This is a genomic window from Dactylosporangium cerinum (assembly GCF_042653625.1).
In the GTDB taxonomy this organism is placed as follows: Bacteria; Actinomycetota; Actinomycetes; order Mycobacteriales; family Micromonosporaceae; genus Dactylosporangium; species Dactylosporangium cerinum.
On record NZ_JBHSIU010000014.1, the window covers coordinates 188,424 to 210,538 of the forward strand.

The 22,115-nt window shown below is 71.6% G+C and carries 17 protein-coding genes and 1 pseudogene; 5 read left to right on the top strand and 13 right to left on the bottom strand.

Annotated features, from left to right (window positions below):
- Nucleotides 1-346 precede the first annotated feature (346 nt).
- Nucleotides 347-3,328 carry an AfsR/SARP family transcriptional regulator gene (locus tag ACFPIJ_RS14710; RefSeq protein WP_380115407.1) on the top strand — a complete coding sequence of 994 codons (2,982 nt, stop codon included), beginning with the start codon at nucleotides 347-349 and terminating at the stop codon, nucleotides 3,326-3,328.
- 15 nt (nucleotides 3,329-3,343) lie between these two features.
- Here the strand turns inward: ACFPIJ_RS14710 and ACFPIJ_RS14715 are convergent, their stop codons facing one another.
- The gene (locus tag ACFPIJ_RS14715; protein WP_380115409.1) at nucleotides 3,344-3,517 is read right to left on the bottom strand and encodes a hypothetical protein; all 174 of its coding nucleotides are present in this window, start codon (nucleotides 3,515-3,517) and stop codon (nucleotides 3,344-3,346) included.
- Between the two features lie 186 nt (nucleotides 3,518-3,703).
- On the opposite strand from ACFPIJ_RS14715, the gene ACFPIJ_RS14720 reads away from it, so the two are divergent.
- Complete coding sequence (locus ACFPIJ_RS14720) at nucleotides 3,704-5,161, top strand: AAA family ATPase (protein WP_380115410.1); 1,458 nt, start codon at nucleotides 3,704-3,706, stop codon at nucleotides 5,159-5,161.
- 6 nt (nucleotides 5,162-5,167) lie between these two features.
- Here ACFPIJ_RS14720 and ACFPIJ_RS14725 read toward each other — a convergent pair whose 3' ends face one another.
- The 12 genes and pseudogenes from ACFPIJ_RS14725 to ACFPIJ_RS14780 form a co-directional block, all read right to left on the bottom strand.
- Complete coding sequence (locus tag ACFPIJ_RS14725; RefSeq protein ID WP_380115411.1) at nucleotides 5,168-6,187, bottom strand: asparaginase; 1,020 nt, start codon at nucleotides 6,185-6,187, stop codon at nucleotides 5,168-5,170.
- Nucleotides 6,184-6,522 (bottom strand): avidin-fold protein, encoded by a 339-nt coding sequence (locus tag ACFPIJ_RS14730; protein WP_380115412.1) that lies wholly within the window; start codon nucleotides 6,520-6,522, stop codon nucleotides 6,184-6,186. The genes ACFPIJ_RS14725 and ACFPIJ_RS14730 overlap by 4 nt, the downstream gene beginning before the upstream one ends.
- Nucleotides 6,519-7,772, bottom strand: a complete 1,254-nt coding sequence (locus ACFPIJ_RS14735) for a glutamate synthase-related protein (RefSeq protein WP_380115414.1) — start codon at nucleotides 7,770-7,772, stop codon at nucleotides 6,519-6,521. Before ACFPIJ_RS14735 ends, ACFPIJ_RS14730 begins: the two co-directional genes overlap by 4 nt.
- A gap of 58 nt (nucleotides 7,773-7,830) precedes the next feature.
- Nucleotides 7,831-8,844: an asparagine synthetase A gene (locus tag ACFPIJ_RS14740; protein ID WP_380115460.1), complete on the bottom strand. Its 1,014-nt coding sequence runs from the start codon at nucleotides 8,842-8,844 to the stop codon at nucleotides 7,831-7,833.
- Between the two features lie 39 nt (nucleotides 8,845-8,883).
- Nucleotides 8,884-10,137: pseudogene (locus tag ACFPIJ_RS14745) on the bottom strand (methylaspartate mutase); the annotation flags it as partial.
- A 56-nt stretch (nucleotides 10,138-10,193) separates the two neighbouring features.
- Nucleotides 10,194-10,667, bottom strand: a complete 474-nt coding sequence (locus ACFPIJ_RS14750; protein ID WP_380115416.1) for a cobalamin B12-binding domain-containing protein — start codon at nucleotides 10,665-10,667, stop codon at nucleotides 10,194-10,196.
- Nucleotides 10,664-11,932: an ATP-grasp domain-containing protein gene (locus ACFPIJ_RS14755; RefSeq protein ID WP_380115418.1), complete on the bottom strand. Its 1,269-nt coding sequence runs from the start codon at nucleotides 11,930-11,932 to the stop codon at nucleotides 10,664-10,666. The genes ACFPIJ_RS14750 and ACFPIJ_RS14755 overlap by 4 nt, the downstream gene beginning before the upstream one ends.
- A gap of 85 nt (nucleotides 11,933-12,017) precedes the next feature.
- On the bottom strand, nucleotides 12,018-13,805 hold the full coding sequence (locus ACFPIJ_RS14760; protein ID WP_380115419.1) for an ABC transporter substrate-binding protein: 1,788 nt from the start codon (nucleotides 13,803-13,805) through the stop codon (nucleotides 12,018-12,020).
- A 77-nt stretch (nucleotides 13,806-13,882) separates the two neighbouring features.
- Nucleotides 13,883-15,160: an MFS transporter gene (locus ACFPIJ_RS14765; RefSeq protein ID WP_380115421.1), complete on the bottom strand. Its 1,278-nt coding sequence runs from the start codon at nucleotides 15,158-15,160 to the stop codon at nucleotides 13,883-13,885.
- 8 nt (nucleotides 15,161-15,168) lie between these two features.
- Nucleotides 15,169-16,821 carry a class I tRNA ligase family protein gene (locus ACFPIJ_RS14770; protein WP_380115423.1) on the bottom strand — a complete coding sequence of 551 codons (1,653 nt, stop codon included), beginning with the start codon at nucleotides 16,819-16,821 and terminating at the stop codon, nucleotides 15,169-15,171.
- A gap of 1 nt (nucleotide 16,822) precedes the next feature.
- Nucleotides 16,823-17,209 (bottom strand): cupin domain-containing protein, encoded by a 387-nt coding sequence (locus ACFPIJ_RS14775; RefSeq protein WP_380115424.1) that lies wholly within the window; start codon nucleotides 17,207-17,209, stop codon nucleotides 16,823-16,825.
- A gap of 20 nt (nucleotides 17,210-17,229) precedes the next feature.
- The gene (locus tag ACFPIJ_RS14780) at nucleotides 17,230-18,510 is read right to left on the bottom strand and encodes a lysine N(6)-hydroxylase/L-ornithine N(5)-oxygenase family protein (protein ID WP_380115427.1); all 1,281 of its coding nucleotides are present in this window, start codon (nucleotides 18,508-18,510) and stop codon (nucleotides 17,230-17,232) included.
- Nucleotides 18,511-18,778: 268 nt separating this feature from the next.
- On the opposite strand from ACFPIJ_RS14780, the gene ACFPIJ_RS14785 reads away from it, so the two are divergent.
- The 3 genes from ACFPIJ_RS14785 to ACFPIJ_RS14795 are packed head-to-tail and all read left to right on the top strand — an operon-like array spanning nucleotide 18,779 to nucleotide 22,111.
- Nucleotides 18,779-19,747 carry a TauD/TfdA family dioxygenase gene (locus ACFPIJ_RS14785; protein ID WP_380115430.1) on the top strand — a complete coding sequence of 323 codons (969 nt, stop codon included), beginning with the start codon at nucleotides 18,779-18,781 and terminating at the stop codon, nucleotides 19,745-19,747.
- A 31-nt stretch (nucleotides 19,748-19,778) separates the two neighbouring features.
- Nucleotides 19,779-20,855, top strand: a complete 1,077-nt coding sequence (locus ACFPIJ_RS14790) for an NAD(P)/FAD-dependent oxidoreductase (RefSeq protein ID WP_380115431.1) — start codon at nucleotides 19,779-19,781, stop codon at nucleotides 20,853-20,855.
- 5 nt (nucleotides 20,856-20,860) lie between these two features.
- The gene (locus ACFPIJ_RS14795) at nucleotides 20,861-22,111 is read left to right on the top strand and encodes an ATP-grasp domain-containing protein (RefSeq protein WP_380115432.1); all 1,251 of its coding nucleotides are present in this window, start codon (nucleotides 20,861-20,863) and stop codon (nucleotides 22,109-22,111) included.
- The last annotated feature ends 4 nt before the right edge of the window (nucleotides 22,112-22,115 follow it).

Below are 22,115 nucleotides of genomic sequence, written 5' to 3' on the forward strand. Positions count from 1 at the left end.
TCGTTGCCACACGGACGAACGGACCCAGGATGGGCACATCCGTCGAAATAGACAAGTTTCTTTAGAGAGATTTCATGATCGGCCGAACCCCGGCCGGGGGGCGCACTCCGGGCGACGCCGGGCGGCAGATCGGCTGCTGTCGTTACGATACTAGGCTCGACATTACTCACAGATGAACGCAGGAATACGCCAATAACGTACGGGTCACACTCACACAACCCTCGTCCGGGCCGAAACGAGTGTCCTTTGCCTGATAGACAGCGGGCGATTGGAAGGCGACCGTTACATCAACGTTCCCCAATTCTGTGAGGGCGCCGTCACCGTGGAGATACGGTATCGTTCCCCAGTGGCGGGGCTGCCGGAGCGCGCGCGGATCGACTTCAGGGTGCTCGGGCCGCTGGAGGTCACCGGCCGCGACGGGCCGGTCCGGGTGCCACCCGGCCGGCAGGAAGTGGTCCTCGCCGCGCTGCTGATGGAGATCAACCGGGTCGTCGGCAGCAGCCATCTGGTGGACCTGATCTGGGACGAGGAGCCGCCGGACACCGCGCGGACCCAGGTCCAGATCTGCGTGTCGAGGCTGCGCCGGAATCTGGCCGACGCGGGCATCCAGGCGTCGATCGCGACCAAGTCCCCCGGATACCTGATGCGCGCCACCGACGACGCGATCGACCTGCACGTGTTCAACCGTCTGGTCGCGGAGGCGCGGGTGCTCGCCGGCGACGGCGCCAGGGCGGAGGCGGCGGAGCGGCTCCGGTCCGCGGTCGCGCTGTGGCGTGGCCCGTTCCTCACCGGCATCCCCAGCGACGCGCTGCGGGCCAGGGCCTTGCGGATCGACGAGGACCGCCTCAACGCCATCGAAACCTACCTCGACCTGGAGCTCGAACTCGGCCGGCACCACCAGCTGGTGGGTGAGGTCGGCCGGCTCGTCCACGAGCATCCGTTGCGGGAGCGGCTGCGTGGCCAGCTCATGCTGGCGCTGTATCGCTCCGGCCGCCAGGCCGAGGCGCTCGAGGTGTACCGCACCGGCCGGGACCTGCTCATCGAGGAGCTGGGCCTGACGCCGGGCGACGACCTGCGCAGCCTCGAGGCGGCCATCCTGGCCGGGGCCCCCTCGCTGCACGAACTGCCCGGCCAGGGCCCGGTCGAGGTGGCCCCGCCGGTCGCCGCGGGCCCGCCGCCGATGGAGCAGCCGCACCAGCTGCCGGCCGACACCGCCGACTTCGTGGGCCGGGACGAGCTCATCCACGCCGCGGAGGAGATTCTCACCGGCGCGGACGCGTGGCGGGCCATGGGTGTCGTGGTGATCGTCGGCATGCCGGGGGTCGGTAAGAGCACCCTGGCCCGGCACATCGCGCATCGGCTCGGCCGGGAGCACTTCCCGACCGGCCAGCTCTACTGCGACCTGGGCGGCACCCGCGCCGTGCCGGTCGAGACGGTGGAGGTGCTCGGCCGGTTCCTGCGGGCATTGGGCATTCCCGGTCCGATGATCCCGGACACGCTCGACGAGCGCGCGGAGATGTACCGCAATCTGCTGGCCCAGCGACGGGTCCTGGTGGTGCTCGACGACGCCGCGTCGGAGCAGCAGATCATCCCGCTCCTGCCGGGCAGCGCGAGCTGCGCGGTGCTGGTGACCAGCCGCGTCCGGCTGACCGCGCTGCCCGGCGCGCACCAGCTGGAGCTGGACATCCTCGACACCGCGCAGGCCCTCGAACTGCTCGGCCGGGTGATCGGCGCCGGGCGGGTGGCCAAGGAGTCGCAGGCCGCGGTCGCGCTGGTGCGCACCGTCGGCGGGCTGCCCCTGGCGTTGCGGATCATCGCGGCCCGGCTGGCCGCCCGGCCGCACTGGTCGCTGGCGTCGATGGTGCACCGGCTGGCCAACGAACGGCACCGCCTCGACGAGCTCGCGCACGGCGAGATGACGATCCGGGCCAGCCTGTCGCTGACCCACGACGGGCTGGACCGGTCCGCGCGGGCGCTGCTGCGGCTGCTCAGTCTCGCGGAGGGGCCGAGCATGCCCGGCTGGCTGGCCGGCGCGGCCATCGACGACCACCGGCCGTTCCCGTCCGACCTGCTGGAGCCGCTCGTCGACGTCCAGATGCTCGAGGCCGTCGCGGTCGAGCCGACCGGCGAGTTCCGATACCGGTTCCACGAGATCATCCGGGTGTTCGCCCGTGAGCAGCTCGTGGCGCTCGACGATGCCGCGGTGCGGGTGGCCGCCCGCGAACGGATGCTCGGCGGCTGGCTCGCCATCGCCGAGCAGGCCCACCGCCGGATCTACGGCGGCGACTTCACGGTGCTGCACGGCACCGCGCCGCGATGGCAGCCCCCGCCGGGATACGTGGAGCAGGTCCTCGCCGATCCGCTCGAGTGGATGGACAGCGAGCACGTCAACCTCTGCACCGCCGTCGAGCAGGCCGCCGCCGAGCAGCTCCACGAGCTGTGCTGGGACCTGGCCGCGACGCTGGTGACCCTGTTCGAGGCGCGCGGCTATCACGAGCAGTGGGAGAAGAGCCACCGGCAGGCCCTCGAGGCGACCGACCGGGCCGGCAACCTCCGCGGCACCGCGGTGCTGCTCGCCTCGGTCGGCACCCTGCACATCAGCCGCGGCCAGCCGGACCAGGCCCGGGCCGCCCTGGCTCGGGCGCAGTCGCTGTTCCAGCGGCTCGACGACCGGCACGGGCTGGCCATGTGCCACCGGGATCTGGGCCTGCTCGACCGGCAGCGCGGCGCCGACGACGCCGCCCTGGACAGCTACCAGCAGGCGCTGCGGGGCTTCGACCTGGTCGGCGACGTCGTGGGCCGGGCGTCCGTGCTGACCCAGCGGGCACACATCCGGATGCGTCGCGGCGACGGCACGATCGCCCACGCGGAGCTGGAAGAGGCGTTGGACATCTACCGCTCGGCGGGCTACGTCGGCGGTCAGGCGCAGGCGCTGCGGCGGATGGCCCAGGTCCTGGCCCAGCGCGGCGAGAGCGCGCAGGCGGAGCAGATCCTGACCGACGTGCTGGCCATGGTCCGGCGCAGCGGCGACGTCATCGGCGAGGGTCACCTGCTGCGCAACCTCGGCCAGGTGAACACCGAGCTGGGACGCTTCACGCAGGCCCGGGAGATGTTCGTGCGGGGTCTCACGGTCCGGGAGCAGGTCCTGGACCACGGCGGCGCGGCGCTCATCCGGTTCGACCTCGCCCGGTTGATGGACCGGATCGGTGAACCCGCCGCTGCCGCCGAATTGCTGGAGCGCGCGATCGCGACGTTCCAGGACCGCAGTATGGAACCTGAACGCGGCCAGGCCGAGCAGCTGCTGGCAACGGTCACCGCTCGGCGCTGACGCGCCGGATCAGGTTCAGTCCCAGGGGTTGTTGTTGGTGCTGGGGCCGCCGGCCGCGAAGGTGCCACCGGTCGTGGCGGTGCCGCTCGGCGCGGCGGAGGTGCCGGCGGACGCGACGCCCGCTCCGATCGTCAGAACGGCGGCGACGGTGACGGCGAAAACGATTCTGGCGACTGTGGAAGCACGCATGGCGGGCGATTCCTTCGTTCGTTGTGGCAGGTGACGACAACGTAGGAAGGGCGGCAAACCCGGGACTATCGCGGCTGTTATCGCGCCGCTATCAGCGGCGCTATCACGGCCGGTTGGCGCCGTGATGCCGGGCGGATACCGGGTGCGGGCAGAACTGAGCGCGCTGCCTCACAAGGGAGAAATGCGATGGGTAGGCCGGAACGACCGCTGGACAGCGTGCAGGACCCGATCGGCGAGTTCGCCTCCGACCTGCGCGCGCTGCGCAGCCGGGCGGGCAACCCGAGCTACCGGCGGCTCGCGCGGTCGGCGATGTTCGCGCCGTCGGTGCTCTCCAGCGCCGCCAGTGGGCACCGGCTGCCGTCGCTGCCGGTGACCCTGGCCTTCGTGGCCGCCTGCGGGGGCGAACCCACCGTCTGGGAGCGGCGGTGGCGCGAACTCGCGGCGGCGCAGGGCACCGCACCGCCGCCGGAGAAGCAGGACGCCCCGCCGACCCCGCCGCGCTCACCGTCCACGGTGGACCGGACCGGGCGTGCACCGGCGGCGGCCCGGCCGGCGCAGCTGCCGATGGGCACGAGCACCTTCGTCGGCCGCGATCAGGCCCTGGCCGACGCGGCGCGGCTGGCCACCCACGCCGGTCCGGCGCTGATGATCAGCGGGCCGATCGGCGCCGGCAAGACCACGTTCGCGCTCCGGCTCGCCGACGAACTGTCCGCCGCGCTGCCGGACGGGCAGCTCTACGCCGACCTCAGCGCCGCCACGTCGTCGGCGGCCGGCGTCGTGCCGGGGTTCCTGCACGCGCTGGGCGTGCCGCCCGCGTATGTGCCCGACGACGCGACCTCGATCGGCCTGTTCCGCACGATGCTGGCGCAGCGGCGGCTGTTCGTGCTGCTGGAGAACGCCACCGACGAACGGCAGGTGCGGCCGCTGCTCGGCCGGTCCACCTCCAGCCTGATCGTGGTGACCAGCCGGGCCCGGCTGCTCGGGTTGGACGGCGTGCACCGCATCGACCTGGGCGTGCTCACCCGGCCCGAGTCGCTGACCCTGATCGGCCGGCTCGCCGGCGAGGAGCGGATCCGGGCCGAGCTCGACGCCGCCGACGCGCTCGCCGAGCTCTGCGGCGACCTGCCCCTGGCCGTCAGCGTCGTCGGCCGCAGGATCGCCGCCAGGCCGGAATGGACGGTGGCCGGGCTGGCCGGGGCCCTCGCCGACGCCGAACGGGTCATGGCGAGCCTCAGCGTCGGCGATGTCAAGGTGCGCGACATCTTCGCCGCCGCCTACCGCCGTCTCACCCCCACCGCCCGGCAGGCCCTGCACGAACTCGTCGCCGCCGGCGCCACCGCGGGCGGTGTTGCCGCCAGCATGGGCATCGGTGTCGACGCGGCCGACGAACTTCTCGAGTCACTGGTGGACAGCGGGCTGCTCACGAGGGCCGACAGCACCGGCCGGTATGGCATGTCGGCCCTGGTCCGCGCGTTCGCCATGAGCACGCCGCACGCCGCCCCAGCACCGGCATCGGCGGCGGCGACGAAACCCGAGGCGGACACCATCGTGAGCCGGCGGATGAACCTCGGCCGCGCCGACCTGCCGCCGCGGGTGCGGGCCAACGCGCTGTCCTTCGCGGCCCGCGGCGACGTGCTCGCGTAGTGCCGCTCAGCCGGTCAGCTCACCCGCGACCGGCGTGGACATGATCGCGGCGACCGCCGCGGGGTCCCTGGTCTGCCCGAGCGCCCACATGCATTTCACGATGGCCGTCTCCGGGATCATCCCGGGCAGGTACCTGCCGCCGGCCTCGCGCAACGCGACGAACGAGTCGTAGACGCTCAGGTCCGCCGCCGCCGGCGCGGACGCGGTCAGGAACACGTTCACCCCGCCGTCCCGGCATTTCCGGATGAACTCCGGCAGCGCGAAGCTCGGCCCGGTCACCGCCGCGTACAGCTCGATGACGACGGCCCGGTGCCCGCCGGCCTCCAGCGCGTGCCGCATCGCGTCGAAGTCGAGCCCCGGATACAGCCGGAAGGACAGCACCCCGGGATCCAGGTCGCCGCGCGGGCCCGGGCCGGACGATCCGGGTCGCCAGCGGTCGATCCAGGTGAGCGCGCCGCCGTGGACCCGCGCGACCGGGCGCCGGTTGACCGACTGGAACGACTGCCCCGAGATGCGGACCTTCCGCACCTGGGTGCCCAGGTGGACCAGGCTGGGCAGGTCCTCGCCGCCGGCGAAGACGACGTATGCGCCGCGCGGCAGCTCCAGCAGCGCGACCACGGCGTCGTGGATGTTCTTGCGCGCGTCGGAGTGCTCCTGGTCCGGTGACACGTTGGAGCCGGTGATGACGACCGTGACGTCGAGGTCGGCGAGCATGAACGACAGCGCCGCGGCGGTGAAGGACATCGTGTCGGTGCCGTGCAGGATGAGCACCCGGCGCAGGCCCGCGGCCACGTGCGCGCGCACCGCGCCGGCGATCCTGCGCCAGTCGTCGGGCCGCATGTCCTCCGACGCGAGCGTGAGCGGCGACAGCGGCACGAACTCGATGTCGAGCCCCGCCGGGACGGCCGAGCCGACCAGTCCGGGGCCGGGCGAGTCGGTGGCCACGCTGACCACCGTCTCGCCGGCCCGGGTGGTCCGCCGGGCCCCCACGGTGCCGCCGGTCAGAATGAGACCGACCCTGGTCATTGCGGGACTTCCACGATGACCGAGAACCCGCGGTCGGCGTGCGAGCCGTAGCGCTCCCATTCCTCGTTGAGCTGGATCCGGCCGTCCGGCAGGAACTCCGGGGTGTTGACGCTGCGCCCCGAGATCACCGCGCCGTCGGCCAGGACCATCGTGTAGGCGAACTCGACCACGCCGTCCTCGCCGCACAGGCCGGTCAGCGAGCCCCGGCGGATCTCGCCGCCGCCGAACTCCGCCCACACCAGGTCGTCCTTCTGCCGGTAGACCGCCGAGGACGCCGGCAGCGACGGGTCGGCGTGCACCGCGCGGAACGTCCGGCCGTCATAGTTGATCGTCATCGGGACTCCTCACCTCTGCCGGGAAACCACAGGTCGTCCTCGGTCACTTCATGGATGTCGTACTTGCCGAGCGCGCTGAGCAGCAGCCGCAGCTCCAGTTCCAGGCAGCGCACCAGGCGCACCAGCCCGTCGGCGGCGTCCTCGTCCACGGCGATCAGGGCGGCCCGTCCGAGCCCGACCGCCGAGGCCCCCATCGCCAGGCACTTCAGGGCCCGGCTGCCCTCCCAGACGCGGCCGGAGACCAGCAGGGACGCGTCGTGCTTGCCGACCCGGCGCAGGCACTCGGCGAGCGGCAGGCCGACCTGCTCCAGGAACACCGACGGCGCCCATCCGGTGCCGCCCTCCGCGCCGTCGACCGTGACCGCGTCCGCCCCGGCGGCCCAGGCCACCTCGGCGGCGCGCCCGACGTCGCGGCCCGGGTGCAGCTTCACCCACACCCGCGCCCGCGGATAGTTGTTGCGCATCAGGTGCACCTGCTGGCGCAGGATCTCCTCGGTGAACGTGCCGGGGCTGCTGCACCGCAGCACCATGCCGGTGTCCCGGCCGAACGCCTCATCCATGGCGTACTGCTCGGACACGGCGGCGGCCGCCCGGCGGGACATCACCGTCATCCCGCCGAGCCCGGGCTTGGCGCCCTGCCCGACCTTCAGCTCGAACGCGAGCCGGCCGCTGTCGAGCAGCCGGGTCGCGAACGGGTCGCTGTAGACGAGGTTCCACACCTCGGCGTCGGCGTCCTCGGTGCTCTGCTGCACGACGACGCCGCCGAGCCCGTCGGGCACCGCGTCGGCGTACGCCCGGATCCGGCCCAGCAGGCCACCGTCCGGCGGCGGATCGTCGGCGGTGCGGCCGTAGCCGTGCATCGGCACCACGTTCTCGCCGATCACCATCGGGATGCCGAGCCGGCCGGCCTGCTCACTCGCGTCCACCCCCAGGCCGCGGCCGGCGACCTGGGTGGAGCCGAACGCGCACAGGAAGACCGGCAGCGGCGCCTGGAAGCCGCCGATCTCGCAGCTGAGGACGGCGTCGCCGGGCAGCGGCTCGCGGCCGAGGTCGAACATCCGCTCCAGCCGCCGCGGCATGAACACCGGCGGCACGATCCGCGCCAGGTCGAGCTCGTCGCCGGACGGCGGGCCCGGGGTCGCACCGAACAGCGCGTGCCCGTACTCGGTGAGGTCGGGAAAGGCGGCCGCGGTGGCGTCGCGGGCCCGCGCCCGGATCGCCGCCTCCGGCAGCTGCGGTGCTTTGATCATGCCGCCACCCCCGCTGCGCTCCGGCGTCGGGCGGCCGCTGCGCTGCGCTCTGGTCCGCTCATGGCGACACGATCCCGGGCAGCTTGGGGAAGGCGTTGGCCTGCCAGGCGGCGTCCAGCCCGGCCAGGTACCGGGTGACGCGTTCGAGCCCGAGACCGAAACCGGCGCTGGGGCGCAGGCCCTCCCGGGCCAGGTCCAGGTACCACGTGTACTTGGCCGGGTTCTCGCCGGTCTCGCGCATGCGCTCGATGAGCCGGCGGTACTCGTACGTGCGCTCGCCCCCGCTGCACAGCTCGCCGAACCCGTCGGGGGCGATGAGGTCGAAGTTGCGCAGCACGCCCGGCTCGGTGCTCGACTCACCGTCGGTGAACCCGCGGGAGCCCTTCGGGTAGCCGACGATGAAGAACGGCCGGTCGGTCTGCTCGGAGATCAGCCGCTCGCCCTCCCAGTCGATCTCCGAGTCGGTGCTCTGCAGGTGCTGCAGCCGGCGCAGGTGCGCCACCGCGTCCGGGTGGCTGATCCGCTCGAACTCCTCGCGCAGCAGCGCCTCGAACACCTCCGGGTCGCGGCCGAGCGCGGCCAGGTCGGCCTTGCTCTCGCGCAGCACGTGCCGGACGATGTGCCGCAGCAGGCCCTGTAGCAGGTCCAGGATGTCTTCCCGGCTCGCGTCGGCGACCTCGACGTCGATCTGGGTGAACTCGGCCAGGTGCCGGCCGGTGCCCGCGGTCTCGAGGGGTTCGAGCCGGACGTTCGGCGCGACGTAGAAGATCTTGTCGAAGGCCAGCAGCGACGCCTGCTTGTACAGGATGACGCTGGTCATCAGCTTGTACCGGTGCCCGTAGAAGTCCACGTCGATCTGCTTGGCGCCGCGCACGCCGGGGTCGGTCACCGGGCCGATGATCGGCGGCATCATCTCCTGGAAGCCCAGCGTGCTCAGGTATTCGCGGCTGCCGGCGAGGACGGAGTTCTGGATGCGCAGCGCCGCCTGGGTCACCGGTGAGGTCAGGTGGGCGCGGGTGCCGGGCGGCCGTTGCCCGGCCGAGATCCTGCTGTCCAGCGGGGTGGTGGTCATGCGGCTCTCCCAAGTTCCGGTCGAATTGATGGAGTGCTGTGCGTCGTACGTCCGCTGCACGTACTGCAGGGCCTCGAGCAGCCCGGCGGACGTCATCGGTTCGGTGGCCGGCACCGTGACGAGACCCCCGAGCGGCATCGCACCGATGCGCTGCCACTGCAGGCGACCGTCGGGGTCCAGGTAGCCGCGGGCCCGGCCGGCGTTGTCCGGGTGCAGGCAGAACGGCACGTCGAGGTGGCCGCGGGCGAACGCGACCGTCAGCGCCCGGCCGAGGTCGTCGTCGAGCGCGAGCACGTTGTCGATGAGGGCCTGCGCCTGTGCGAAGAGGCCGGTGTCGGTGGGCGGTTCGCCGAGGTCGACCTGCCGGGCCGCGACCGCGGCGTGCTCCAGGGCGGCGACGTTCTCGGCCACGGTCGGGATCCGGTGCGCCTCGGCCGAGGTCTTGACGATCAGCCGGCTGGCGCCGGTGCGCACCGCCAGCCGGGCCGACGCGGCGAGCAGCCCCCGTGCGCCGCCGGGGGTGCGTGGGTACACCCCCATGTAGGTGTAGATCACGACGTGGCTGCGGACGTCCGGCACGTACCGTCGGATGAGCCGCTGCAACGCCGCGACGGCCTCCTCGTCCTGGCCCGGATGCGTCTGCTGGGCGTAGCTGAAGGAGACGCAGCGCACCCCGTGCTGCCGGAAGAACATGCCCTCCAGCACGCTCAACGCGATGAGCAGTGCCGGTGGGCACAGCTGGCCCATCATGCAGCCGCCGAAGGTCTCCAGGTGCGGTTCGCTGCCGTGCTCCCGGGCCGCCGCGAGGAGCTCGCAGCTCTGCCGCCAGTGCTCCACGGCGGTGACCAGCGGCATCCGGCTGTAGGGCAGGCAGTAGGACACCGGCCCGCCCTCGGTGGCGTGCAACCCGCGGCGCAGCAGGGTCCGCACGATCCGCCGGGGGTCGGCGGAGCCGTGCCGCACCTGCACCGGGAACGCCGGGGTCAGCACGTCGGCCAGCATCCGTGCGGTGGCCGCCGGGTCGGCGTCGACGAGGGGGTAGCCGTTGAGGTCGGCGCCGGCGGCCAGGGCCCGGGTCACCGCGTCGTGGTCACCGACCCTCGTGTAGCTGTCGAGGGTGATGGTGCCGACGGTGGCCGCGCGGGCGTCGCGGGTGGCGAGCAGCCCCTGGCGCATGCGGGCCGGGTCGGCGAACCCCATCCTCGGCTGGACGACCAGCCGGCCGGCGGCCCGGTGCGCCGCCACCACCTCGCCGAAGGACGGCACCCGCGGCAGCGTCGTTGCTGCCGGCAGGGTGGTCGTCCCGGTGAGTGACAGCGCACCGGACCGAGCTTCTGTGACGTCCGCGGTCATCTGGCGCCCACCGAGGCCGCCGCCGGTCGCCAGGCGAGGGTCCGCACGAACGACCGAAAGGGGTTCAGCCCACCGGTGTCCTCGAACACGGCGTCGAAGCCGGCGGCCAGCAGCCGGTCGCCGTTGTGGCCGTCGCCGCCGCCCGCCACGTCGAGCTTGCCGCCGATCACCACCGGCGTCGCCGCCAGGGCGGGGCAGGCCCGCATGGCGGCGATCAGCCGGACGCCGTCCTGGCAGCCGTGGCCGTTGAGGCTGCCGATCACCACCAGGTCCGGCCGGCTGTCGGCGCACTCGCGCACGATCACCTCGTCCGGCGTGCACCCGCCGAGGTTGGTCACTGCGCAGCCGAGCTCTTCGAGCAGCAGTTGCAGGTAGACCAGGTTCCAGGTGTGCGCGTCGGAGGACAGGCCGGTGACGACGACGTCGAGGCGGGTCCGTGCGACGAGCGTCCCGGCAGGTTGGGTCGTCACGGCGCCACTGTCTCCAGCTCCGGGACGAGCACGTCGATCTCGATCAGCGCGGCGGCGTTGTCCGCCAGGCGCAGCGCCTCCTGCGGGGTGTCGCCGGTGACCATCACGTCGCCGACCCGGTCCCACGAGCTGCGCAGCCCGCCGAACCGCTCCCCCGCCTTGACGGTGACGTCGCAGAGGAACACCCCGTCGGCCTCGGCGGCCCGGTCGACGCCGCGCACGTCGCGCACGACGCCGGTGCCGATCGTCAGGAACCGCACGGCCGCCGCCCGCTGGGCCGCGCGGGGCAGCACGACCGGGATCGGCACGCCCTTCATCACCGCGTAGTACGCGCGCACCAGGTCCACCGGGTAGGCGCGTTCGATCAGCTCGATGATGCCGTCGCCGGCGAACCGGCCGGCGCACTCGACCAGGTTGGGCACGCCGTCGCGGACGATCCACTCGCAGTGCACGATGCCGTCGCGGAAGCCGACCGCGTCGACGATCCGCCGGGTCTGCTCGCCGAGCAGCGCCATCAGCTCGGGCGTCGTGTCAGCGGGGACGACGTGGGACGCCTCGGCCGGGATCTGGCCGGGGACAAGGCGGGCGCGGGTGACGTTGGTGAACAGGTCCTCGCCGGCCCGCACCAGCATCTCGACGCTGAACTGCTCCCCCACCACGCATTCCTCGGCGAGCATCCGCAGCTCCATCGGGCGGTCCGGCACGAACACGCCCTCGTCCTGCACCACGCAGGCGTCCCACGCCTCCGGCACCTCGGCCGGGTCGTGGATCAGCCAGGCGCCCACGGACGCCTGCCGGTTGGCGGGTTTGAGCACGATCGGGCCGCCGACCGACCGCATGAACGCGAGCACCTCGTGCGGGCCGTCCACCCGGACGCTGCGCGGGTTGGTGACCCCGGCCGCGCGGCTGACGTTGCGCAGCAACGCCTTGTCCCGCAGCAGCGAAGCGGCGGCGAACCCGGCGCCCGGCAGGCCGTAGCGCTCGGAGAGCCGGGCCGCGAACGGCGTCGCGTACTCGGTCAGCGGGATGACCGCCTCCGGGTCCAGGTCGCGGTAGGTGTGGTAGAACTCGTCGGCCTTGCCGGGCAGGTGGAACTCCCACTCGACGAGCTCCCGGACGGTCGGGCATCCGGCGACCTTGACCCGCACGTCGCGCTTGCGCACGACGTCTGGCTCCTCCACGAAGATCACCGACTGGTCGGGCTGGATGTCCGGCAGGGTGGGCAGCGCGGCGCCCACGAAGCCCACGAGAATCACCGGTCTCACGACGCCACCTCCGCTTCGCTCCGGCGCCGCCGCGAGCCGAGATGCTGCAATACCGCTTCGCGGCCCGAGCCGCTTCGCTGGCCGCTCATGACCCCTCCTCGACGTAGTACCAGTTCTCCGGGTTGATCAGGCCGTACGGGTTGACCGGCGTGAAGCCGCGCAGGTTCGAGGCGACCTCGAACAGCCGGCGCGGGAAGTTCGGCGTGAACAGGACCGGCGCCTGCTCGCTGATGTAGTCCTGGTAGTCGTAGAGCGCCTGCGGGTCGTCGGTGGTGACGGTCCGGGCGATGAGCTCGTCCGCGCGCTCGTCGCGGTAGTTGCTGAAGTTGCAGGCCGCGCCGCTCTGGAAGAGGTTCTCGCCGGTCGGGTGGTTGTAGACCCAGCCGCCGTTCCAGCAGGACAGCTCCCACGTGCGGGGGTTCTCCGGCGTCGGCGCGCCCGGCCCGTCCTGCGCCACGAGGACCGACGCGTAGATCTCCGACAGCCGCAGCTCGATGCCGGCCTTCCCGGCGTCGGCGCGGAACTGCTCCATCAGGCGGGTCAGCGCGGGCCGGCCCTCGATGTACCGCAGCGACAGGCTCAGCTCGGTGCCCGCCGGGATGCCCTCGCCGGCCTCCCCGGGGCCGGTGCCGGGCCGCACGCACACGGCCGGCGTGACGCTGGTGTCCCAGCCGTTCTCCGCGAGCAGCGTCAGGGCCCGGTCCGGGTCGAACGGCCAGACCACCCCGCCGTTGCGCAGCCGCGGCGAGATCAGGTCGCTGTCCGGCAGGCTCGGCACGGGGCCGTCCTGGCGCCACCCGTAGCCCTGGTAGATCTCCCGCGCGCCGTAGTCCTGGTCGAGGCAGCTCTGCAGCGCCTGGCGGATGTACGGCTGGTGGATGAGCTTGCCGGCGATGTTCGGGTTGTAGAAGTTCAGGGCCATGAAGTGCAGGCTGAACAGCACCTGCGGGACCAGCTCGTACCGGTCGCCGAGGGGGTTGGGGCCACCGACGGTCGGGTCGCCGCTGGGCTGCGTGCCGAGCCCCATCGGCAGGTAGCCGATCTGGATCGAGTCACCCTGCTGCAGCAGCTCGTACTCCTGCTCGTCGGTCTCGATCGGCAGCTGCCGGAACTCCGCCAGCCGGGCCGGGTTCGGGCCGCTGTAGTGCTCGTTCGGCACGAACGTGACGGCGCCCTCCGCGGTGAACGTCCGCAGCTTCCAGGGCCCGTTGACGACGCTCCAGATCGGGCTCTCGGGCCACAGCACGCGGTGGGCGTTGCTCTCCGCGGTCGGGCTGCCGTTGTGCGCCAGGAGGTAGTCGAAGACCGCCTCGACCTGCTCGATGTCGTGGCTGGCGTCGGCCGGGCCTTCAGCGGTCCGGTCCCAGGCCTTCGGCATCGGCGTGATCATCGTCAGCTGGTTCATCAGGACCCAGTACTGCGAGTACACCTGGTCGAAGGTGAAGCTCACCTTGTCGTCCGCGACCTTCTCGTAGGACACCAGGTTGTCCGGGAAGAACCCCTCGACGTAGGCGCCGAACCGCGGGCCCTTGCGGGCGAGCATGTTCATCCAGAAGATCACGTTGTCGGCGCACACCGTCTCGCCGTTGGACCACTTCCAGGGCTTGATCCGGATGGTGACCGTGCGGCCGTCCTCGTCCCACACCGGCTCGTCGGCGAGGCTCAGGTCGAAGTCGATCTCCAGTTTGCCGTCCCGGCCGATCCAGTACAGCGGGCGGTACATGAGCATCTGGAACTCGTAGGTGCTGCGCATGCCGTACCGCTCGGGCGGTGTGAACGGGAAGATGACCGCCGGCGGGAACCCGGGAAGGCAGGCCCACGTGGCGACGCCGCCTTGTGCCGAGCGGGCCGCGGATGTCAACTGCTGGTCCATCATGACCTCTCTCGTGGATGCGGTGATCCGGCTGGTCGGGCGGCGCCCGGCCCGGGTGGACCGGGCGCCGCCGTCCGTCAGGCGGGGACGGCCACCGGCTCGGCAGCGACCGGCTCGGGAGCCTTTTCGGGCTCCGACAGCGGCTTGCGGAGGCTCAGGTAGGTGCCGACGGCGATGGCGTCGACGAGGATGACCAGGCCCCAGAAGGCCCAGGGCACCGAGATCCCGTCGGCGACGGCGGACAGTCCGACCGTCGCGGCCACGCCGAGCGCCAGCCCGAACGCCTGCGCGCCGCCGAAGATCCGGCCCACCCGCTCCACCGGGCTGGCCTGCATCAGCAGGGTCCGGGCGGCGATACGCCCGTTGGCGAAGCAGAACGCCGCGACCGGGATGACCGACATGAGCGCGATGTAGTGCAGCGGCTCGAAGATGACCATCGTCATGCACCCGAGCTGGCCGAGCACCGCGAGGTGCAGACCCTTGATCCGGGCACTGATCCAGGGGTAGCACGCGGCGCCGATGATGAACCCGACCCCGGCCAGCGCGTCGACCACACCGATCACCCACGGGCTCTGCTTCCAGTGCTGCAGGACGATGGTGGTGAGGATGACGTTGCTGACCATCAGGTTGGCGTTGCCGGCGGTGTACAGCAGCGCCAGCCGCTTGATCGGCTGCCGTCGCACCGGCGTGGCCGGCCCGCCGGTCGCCGCGCCGTCCTCACCGTCCGAGGTGGACGACGTCCCGGCCACCGGCTTGGCGCCGATGAACCAGGTCAGGATCGCCGACGCGACGAAGGTGAACGCGTTGAACACGAGCAGCGGCGTCGCACCGAAGATGACGATCAGGAACCCGGCCGAGGACGACGCCAGGAGCATGCCGGTGTTGGTGCCCATCTCGTAGCGGCTGTTGAACCGGCCGAGCCGCCCGTCCAGGACGCGCTCCTTGACCAGCGCGTTGCTGGCCGGCATGAACAGCGCCGCGGTGACGGCGAGCAGGAAGTTCGCCAGGTAGGACCCGAGACTGACGGGCCCGCCGAACCACATCCACACCGGCAGCGCGAACGCGGTCACCGCGCTCACCACGTCGGCGATGACGCACAGGATCCGGCGGTCCATCCGGTCCACCAGGCGGCCGAACATGACCGACAGGACGACCTGCGGGATCGACACGGCGATGAACAGCCAGCCGACCGACAGAGTGGTGTTCTCGGCCCGGAACACCATGATGGCGGCCGCGGTGATCTGGAACGCGTTGCCTGCGGTGGTGATGAATCCGGCGGCGACGAGTTGCCGCTCGGTCAGCCTCGACCGCCGGACGGAGCCGGTGGTGGTGGACGATGACGTGTCGATAGCCATGTTCTGCCTCAAACGATGCTGGTCGGGACGGCCGGATCGGCCGGACGGTCGGCGCCCGCCGTGCGCAGGCTCAGGCCCGGCACGGTGAACGCGGTGGTGTGCGTGACGTCGAACGCCTCGGCCGACAACCGCGGCTCGAACTCGCCGTCCCCGGCCACCTGGGCCGCGACGTCGACGAGGATCGGCGACACGCAGGTGATGAGCGCCCGCGTCTGCAGGAACAGGTCACCGGCACGGAACGGCAGCGCGGCCGGCTCCGCGGTCAGGGCGAGCTGCGCGTCGGCGCGTAGCCGCGCGGTGTGCTGGACCACCAGGTCGGCGGCCCGGCTCAGGCTGAAGCTGTCCAGCTCGAAGCAGTGCCGGAACCGGGAGATCATGGCCGCGATCCGCGCCTGCGTCCCCGGTGAGACGGGCAGGGGCTCACCGTCGACCGCCAGCTTGGCGAGGGTCGTGCCGAGCTCGTTCCACGGCTCGACGAGGCGTTCGCCGGCGACCTTGTCCAGCACCGCCTGGCTGAAGTTCGTGCGGGCGTGCTCGGGGGCGCTGAGGTTCAGGTAGAACCGGGCGACGTCCCGCGGCACGTCCGCCACCAGGTCCCTGGCCCACACGAGGTGGCCCTTGCTGGTGGAGAACTTCTCGTTCTCCAGCTCGTAGAACTCGTTGGTGAGGATCGTGCTCGGCAGGACGTAGCGGCCCTCGTGCGCCATCAGCTCCGCGACGTGGACCAGCGCCCAGATGAACAGGTTGTCGAACCCGACGAAGAAGACCAGCTCCGCGTCGTGCTCGGCGCGCCAGGCGTCGTCGGTGGTCGGCGGCCGGTGGCCCTGCTGCAGCCGGCCGTAGTGGTTGCAGTACATCGAGGCCGGCATGCCCTCGGTCCACGCGTTGATGGTCTGTCCCGGCGTCTCCGGGAACGGCGCGGGCAGGCCCCACGCCACCGGGTAGGTGATCGGGTAGTCCGGCAGCGGCTTGGACAGCAGCTCCCGCATCAGCGACACGAGGTGCGGCCGCCAGGTGGAGGCCTTCTCCTCGTGGAACGCGATGAGCCGTTCGCGGTACTCCTCGAGCGGGAAGACCAGGATCTCCGCCTCGCGGTAGGTGACCTCGTCGGACGGGTCCAGCAGGTTCCACGGGTCGAGCAGGCCGTCGAAGTCGATCCAGTGCCCGCAGGCCTCGCAGATCCCGCCGCGGCTGTCCGCCAGGCAGGTCGGGCAGTCCCCGCCGACCAGGCCCTCCACGAGGTACGTGCCGGTCGCCTCGCTGTAGGGCAGGCGCACCGTGCGCAGCCGGAACTTCCCCAGTGCGTGCAGGCGGTTCACGTAGTCGTACACCGTGGACCGGTAGTCGTCGTCGGTCGGCGCGAAGCCGTCGACGGCGATTCCCATCGCCTCGAACGTGCTCTTGATCTGCGACCACGACTTCGTGATGAGCTCGGTCGGCGAGGTGCCGAGCCGGGCGGCGGTGGTCGTGACGTAGGTCTGGCTGTCGTCGCCGCCGGAGGCGAACACCACGTCGCGGCCGAGGGCCCGCTGGTAGCGCGACCACACGTCGGCCGCCACGTACGGCCCGGCGACGTGCCCGACGTGCAGGTCACCATTCGTCGTGGGCGGGCCGCCGATCACGAGGACCGGACGGCCGTTCCCACCGTCGATCGCGGCCATCTCAGGCCTTCGCCGGCAGCTGCGTCGGGTCCTGCGTGTGCCGCGCCATGAACTTCTCGGACATCTCGGCGTCCCACCACACGCAGTAGAGCTGGAAGTCCTCGTCGCTCTCGTTGATGACGCGGTGCGCGGTGTGCGGCGGGAAGTGCACGATGTCGCCGGCCTTGAACGGCCTGCGCTCGCCCTCGGAGTCCAGCACCGCCTCGCCGCTGAGGGCGATGAAGATCTCGTACTCGTGGTGCGCGTGCGTCCCGGTCGCGCCACCCGGGGCGACCACGCACCAGGAGCCCTCGAACGGCGCGTTCAGCACCGGCCACGGCACCAGGCGCTGTGCGTCCGCGCCGTTCTCGTGGTTCATGCGCTCCCGGACCAGCGGTCGGATTTCCATGACTGCCTTTCCTTCCTTCGTCAGGTCGCCGCCACGGCGGGCGCCGTGACAGGGGTCAGGTCGAGGTGGTCGCCGGTGAGGACGTCCTGCAGGATGTCGTTGGCCCGGTTCGCCATCACCGACAGCAGCGAGTCGGCGATGCCGTGGGTCTGCTCGTTGACGCCGTGCAGGTAGCACGCCGCCGTGCTCGGCCGGTCGACGACCAGGCGGTAGTCGCGGGTGACGGCGACGTCGGACAGGCCGATCCGCTCCGCCAGCCGGCGCACCGCCCACGGCATCTGCGGGGAGAACCCGGTGCCGAGCAGCACCAGATCGGTGCGCAGTTCACGGGTGGCGCCGTTGCGCCAGTCGGTGAGCTCCAGGACGATCTCGTCGCCCTCGTCGCGCGCCGACGTGATGTCGTGCATCGTGATCATCTGCAGCCGGGACCGGCCGGAGAGGCGGTCCAGGTACACCTGGCGGTAGAGGGAATCCATCATGCCGGGCGCCACCCCGGCGTAGTTGGTGGGCCGCATCTCGGCGAGCATCTGCGCCCGCGCCTCCGGCCGGGACGCGTGGAACTCGTCGACGAACGACGGGAAGAACAGCTCGTTGGTGAACTTGCTGGTCTCGTAGGAGTTCAGGCCCACCGAGCGCATCACCATCGTGGGACGGCACTCGGGCAGGTCGATCTGCACCGAGTAGAACAGTTCCGCCGCGCTCTGCCCGCCGCCGACCACCACCACCCGGTAGGGCAGGTCCTTGCGCAGGGCGCCGATCCGTTTCTGGTACTGGGTGCTGTGCACCACCCGGTCCCGGTCGACGTCGCGCAGCACCTCGGGGATCCGGATGTCGCGGCCGGTGCCGAGGACCAGATACCGGCTGCCGATCGTCCGGCCGTCGGCGAGGGTGGTCGTCCAGCCGGTGAGCGTGCCACCGGTCCAGACCGGACTGATGTCCACGCACTGCCGGCCGTACTGCAGCTCCACCAGCGCCAGCGAGCGCGCCGTCCACTGCAGGTAGTCCGCCACCTCGGCCCGGTAGGGCGTCAGGCTGCCCATGTTCACGAAATGGTCGAGCCGGCCGGTGGCGTGCAGATAATTGAGGAACGAGAATCGGCTGCGCGGATTCCGCAACGTCACCAGATCCTTCAGGAACGACGTATTGGAAAGCGCCTCCGGAAACAGCATTCCGGGTTGCCAGCTCACCTCCTGATTCCGCTCGATGATGAGGGAGTCGCGCGCCAGATCCGGGGCGAGCTCCTCCAGTGCCACGGCGAGTGCGAGGTTCGATGGTCCCGCCCCGATCGCCAGTAGTTCCACGTCTCGATCCGCCATAGAGTGCTCCAACCGTCGTCGGGACCACGCTTCGCTGCCGGCTACTTCACCCCGTGCCGGCGTTGACCGGAACCCCGCCGGGCGCAGAACAATCAATCCACCATCGACCAACAATCCCGGTCATCGCATTCATTGACGTCGTCTCGACGAGGCGGTTGTCTTGCCAACAACGCCCCCTTCTCGTTGGAGAGGATTGTTGGCCATGCTTGCCGATGCGGATGTCCGCACATTGGACCGAACATTCACCGAATTCGTGCTCCCGGACAGTGTCCGGGACGCGATCGGCGAACTGCTGGAGTCCTCGCCCGACCCGGTCGAGGACATCGACCGCTCACTGACCTGGTTGCGGGTGGTGTTCTCGGCGCTGCCGATCGACCTGCTGCAGGGCATCCTGGACTTCGGGCGGCACGCGGACACCGCCGGTGTCGCGCTCGTGCGCAACCTGCCCGTCGACCCCGAACTGCCGATGACGCCGGTCAACGGCGAGCCGAGCCCGCTGAAGCGGACGTTCGTCGCCGAGGGTGTGCTGCTCGGCCTCAGCCAGCTGCTGGGCGAGCCGGTGGGCATCACCACCGAGAAGGCCGGCCGGCTGGTGCACGACGTCGTCCCGGTGTCCACCGGCGCGACGTCGCAGACGAACCAGAGCTCAGCGGCGTTCCTCAACTTCCACAGCGACATCGTGTTCGACGAGTTCGGCCGGTTCGACCTGCCGAACCCCGACTTCCTGGTGCTCAACTGCCTCCGGCAGGACCGCAACCGGGAGGCCGTCACCTACTACGCGGACGCCCGCGACGTGGTCGGCGACCTGCCCGCCGACGTGGAGCAGACGCTGCGCACCCCGCAGTTCCGGCTGAACGCGCCGGGCAGCTACGTGCGCGACCACGCCGGCGGCGCGGCGGTGCTGTCGGACCCGATCGCCATCATCTCCGGCCCGCCGTCGGCTCCTGGGATCGTCGTGTCGGCCAACGGCGTGGTGGGGCTGACCGTCGAGGCCGACACCGCACTGGCGCAGCTGCAGCGGTCCTGCCGCGCGGTCGCGCACGAGGTGCGCCTCGAACGCGGGACGGCACTGCTGATCAACAACCGCAAGGGCCTGCACGCCCGGTCGCAGTTCCTCGCCCAGCACGACGGTCACGACCGCTGGTTGCAGCGCACCTACCTGCGCCGCAGCCTGTGGGACATCCGCTACCGCAGTGCCGCGGACAGCCGCCGGGTGCACTGATGACACCGCACCGGCGCGACGGAGGTGCGCCATGCGGATCGTCATAGTCGGCGCCGGCGTCGTCGGCCTGCTCAGCGCCGTGGAGTGCGTGTCCGCCGGGCATCAGGTGGTGCTCGTCGACCAGGCGGGCATCCCCTGGTCCGGCTCCACGTCGTTCGACCAACAACGGGTCATCCGTGCGCTGCACCTGGACGACCCGGCGGCGACGGCCGCGGCGGTCCGGGCCCACCACCAGTGGCTGCGCCTGCAGCGGCTGCTCGGCACCAGGATCTACGAGCCGGTCGGCGCGTTGCACGTGCTGCCGGCCGAGGACCTGGCCCGCGCCGAACGGATGCTGACGGGCGCGGGATCCGGGGCGCACCTGTTCGGCCCGTTGTCGCTGGCGGCGACCTACCCGCAGGTGCGGTTCCCGGACGGGGCGACCGCCGTGCTGGAGGACCTCGCCGGGGTGCTGCTCGCCGACCGGATCCTCATCGCCTGCGCCGGCTGGCTGCGGGCGGCCCCGGACGCCGAGCTCCTGCCGCACCGGGCCGCGGTCGCGGTCGACGCCGACGACGCGGCCGTCCACCTCGCCGACGGCGAGGTGCTGCGCCCCGACGCGGTGCTGCTGGCCGCCGGGGCGTGGTCGCGGCGGCTGCTGCCGGCCCACCTCGCCGACGAGTTGGTGCTGTGCCGGCAGAGCATGGTCCTCTGCGCGGTGCCGGAGCGGGACACCGCGGTGTGGTCCGCCACCCCGCCGATCTCGACGTTCGGCACGAGCAACGGCGGGTGGCTGGTGCCGCCCGTCGCCGGCACATCCCTGAAACTCAGCGCCGCGAGCGCGTGCCGGGTCGTCACCGAGGTCGGTGGCACCGACACCCCGCACTACTGGCGCGACCACCTCGTCGAGCAGTTCGTGCCGCTGGTCCGCGGCCTCGACGCCGGCTGGGTGACCGGCGGCCGCGACGCCTACTACCTGATGCGCCGCTCCACCGGCGGCCCGATGTCGGTGATGCTCGGCGACCGGGTCGTGTCCTACGCGGCGTGCGGCGGCGGGGCGTTCAAGTTCGCCCCGCTCATCGCCCGTTCCCTTGTGCAGCAAGTGTCCAACGAGGTCCCAGTGAGGTGAGGGTCGTGAAACTGCTCGGGTTGGAAGCCAGCCAGAACGCCTACTACTACCTGTCCCGCTACCAGCAGATCGCCGCGCTCGGGGTCGAGCTCTATGTGCTCAACGGCGTCGGCTCCGACGACTTCTGGCCGGCGGAACGCTACCGCCGGGCCGGCAGCACCCACATCGACGACCTCATCGCCGACGCCAAGGCGTGGCACGCCGAGGAGCACTTCGACGGCGTCTTCACCTTCTCCGAGTCCGCGGTCGTCGCCGTGGCCGCCGTGGCGACCGCGCTCGGCCTGCCGGGCATCGGCGTCGACGCGGCGGTCGCCAGCCGCAACAAGCTGATCATGCGGCAGGCGCACGAACGCGGCGACGTGGCGCACCCGAGCTTCGCGTTCGTCACCGACCTCGACGCGGCCCTCGCCGCGGCCACGGAGTTCGGCTACCCGGTCATCCTCAAGCCGACCCTCGGCGCGGCGAGCAACTTCGTGTTCCGCGTCGACGACGAGGAGCAGCTGCGCGAACGGTACCGGCAGGCCGAGGACGGCATCCAGCGGATGTCGTGGTACGAGATGGAGGCCGGTGGGCTAGACCTCGGCCCGCACGGGCTGCTGGTCGAGTCGTTCCTGGACGGGCACGAACACCTCATCGAGGCGCTCGTCTGGGACGACGAGGTCTACCTCGGCTCCATTGTGGACCGGGTGACCGTCGAGGGCGACACGTTCGACGACGACGTGCACCACGCGCCGACCGCCCTCACCGCCAAACAGGTCGCCGATGTCCACGCGCTGGTCCGCTCCGCGGTCAAGGCGCAGGGCCTGCACCGCAGCGTCATGCACGCCGAGGTGCGCTTCCACCGGGGCAAGCCGTTCATCCTCGAGATCGCGGTCCGGCCGGGCGGCGGCGGACTGGACTACATGGCCCGCATCTCCGCCGGCTACGACCCGATCCGGGCCGTCGCCGACGTCGCCGCCGGCGTGCACCCCGACGTGCACCACTTCCAGCCGACCGAGGTGCACACGGCCGCGATGTGCCTGATCTGCCCCAGCGGCACGATCGAGTCGGTGACCGCGCCGCCCGAGGTGACCGAGGCCGAGCAGCTGTACTTCCTGAAGATCACGGCCCGGCCCGGCGACGTCATCCGCCGGCCCCCGGAAGGCAACAGCATCATCGGCGGCATCGGCGCGCTCGGCACGTCCCTGGACGACGCCATGCGGGCAGCGCTCGATCTGGCCGGCAAGATCGACGTCCGTCTGACCGGGACTCACTGAGGAG